Origin of the sequence: Leucobacter sp. M11 (assembly GCF_035726885.1) — a bacterium.
Taxonomy (GTDB): domain Bacteria; phylum Actinomycetota; class Actinomycetes; order Actinomycetales; family Microbacteriaceae; genus JAPFRB01.
The window spans coordinates 83,267-85,333 of record NZ_JAPFRB010000005.1 but is presented as its reverse complement, the minus strand read 5'-3'; the positions used below and the strand labels follow the sequence as shown (position 1 = coordinate 85,333).

General features: G+C 72.5%; 1 protein-coding gene. It reads left to right on the top strand.

The features are described 5' to 3' along the window. Positions 1–999 precede the first annotated feature (999 nt). The coding region (locus OOT08_RS15660; RefSeq protein ID WP_325093770.1) for a DUF222 domain-containing protein at positions 1,000–2,067 on the top strand (1,068 nt) is incomplete at its 3' end.

The following is a 2,067-nucleotide window of genomic DNA, read 5'->3' as shown; positions in this document are numbered from 1 at the left end:
ACCAGGTTCGAATGCCGGTGGTCACGGTGACGGTCTGCACATGAACTTCTTCCCAAGCACCGACGCCGCCTTACCCGGATTCCGCCCGGGGCGGGGCCGTGCAGCTTCCGAGGACCGCGCATTTCCCGGGTGTCGCCCTTCCCCCAGGGGCTCCCGCGGTGGTGTGTTTCCGCGGAGGCGCACTCCGACAGAACGCACGGATCACCGCCGCGCCGACGCGATCCACGCGCCCCGAACCCCCACCAAACGCGAGGGTCAGTGGCCCCGGTTAGGGTCTGCACATGAACGTCATCCCGAGCACCGATGCCGCCCTCCCCGGGTTTTCCCCGGACGGTGCCGTGCCGCCTCCGCGGACGACCCAATTCCGTGGTGCGGAGCTGCCCCCAGGGGCTCCCGCGGTGGTGTGTTTCTCCGGGGGCGCACTCCGGCAGCACGCACGGATCACCGCCGTGCCGCCGCGGTCAATGCGTCCCACACCCCACCAGGTTCGAATGTCGGTGGTCCCGGTTACGGTCTGCACATGAACTTCTTCCCCAGCGCTGACGCCACTGTTCCCGGGTTCCGCCCGGGCGGGGCCGCGCTGCCTCCGCGGACGGCACGATGCCCGGGCGCGGCCCTGCGCCGAGGGGCTCCCGCGGTGGCGTGTTTCCACGGTTCCGCACTTCGACAGCACGCGCGAATAACCGCCGTGCCGCCGCGGTCCCCCGCGCCCCACGCCCCACCAAACGCGAATGTCAGTGGTCCCGGTTATGGTCTGCACATGAACTTCTTCCCGAGCACCGCCGCACCCGCCCCCGGGTTCCCCCCGGGCGGGGTCGTCCCGCCTCCGCGGACGGCGCAATTCCGGGGTGCGGACCTGCCCCCGGGCGCTCCCGCGGTGGTGTGTTTCTACAGTGGTTCACTCCGGCAGCACGCGCGAATATCCGCCGCGCCGACGCTTTCCACGCGTCCCGTACCCCCGCAAAAGCGAATGTCAGTGGCCCCGGTTACGGTCTGCACATGAACTTCTTCCCGAGCACCGATGCCGCCTTCCCCGGGTTCCACCCGGGCGGGGTCGCAGTGCCCGGGAACGCCTCGGAAACGTCGTCGTCTGAGGCTGTCGCCCCGGAGAATCGCGCGGCTGCGACCGTGACGATTCCGCTCACGGTCGCCGGGCTCACCGAGGCCGCGCACCTGATCCTCACCGAGCTCCGCGACGAGGCCGCCCGCGCGCTCGCCGAGGAGCACGCCGCGGCCCGAGACACCGCCGGGGCCGGGCAAGGGGTCCTCGACTGGGGCGGCGGGCTCCAGGGCGTCATCCAGCCAGACGGGGCCACCGAGGGGGTCCTCGACCCGGCAAAGGCCCGCCGCCACGAACGCATCCTGGCCGATCTTGCCGGGGTCGAGGCCCTAGCCCGACACGTGGACGCCGCCCGGATCTGGGCCGCGGGCCGCGTCGACGAGGCCTCCGCCCGCGAATACGGGTCAGAAGGCCTCGCCCGGCAACAGAACTTCCGCTCCCCCGGAGCGCTCACCGCGTCCGTGACCGGGGTCTCCGAGCGCACCGCCCGGCAACGCATCCGGCTCGCCAAGCGCACCCGCACCGCGACGAACCTGCTGGGCGAGCCGGTCCCCGGCCCGTTTCCCGCGGTCGCGGCGGCCCTCGACGCGGGCGAGCTCGGCACCGACGCCGCCGAGGTGATCGTGGCCGGGCTCTCCCGCGTCACCAAGCGAATCGGGGCGAGCGAGCAGACGGGGGCCGCGGAGCGGGAACTCGTTGCCCTCGCCGGGTCCGACACGGGCGGGCTCCGGCACAGCGCCGAGGAGGTGGCGCGCCTCACCGAGCACGCCGTCGAGCTCCTCGACCCCGACGGAGCCGCCCCCGACGAGTATGAACGACGCCAGAAGCGGTTCCTGCGGTTGACGCCGCTGTCGGACGGGATGACCCGGCTCACCGGGCTCCTCGATCCCGAGTCCGCGGCGATCATGACCGCGCTCGTGACCCCAACGGAGCGGGAACGGGCCAAAGAGTGGGCGGAGCACCGGCGCGCCGAGGAAATGGGCGCAGACGCGCACACAACCCCGAGT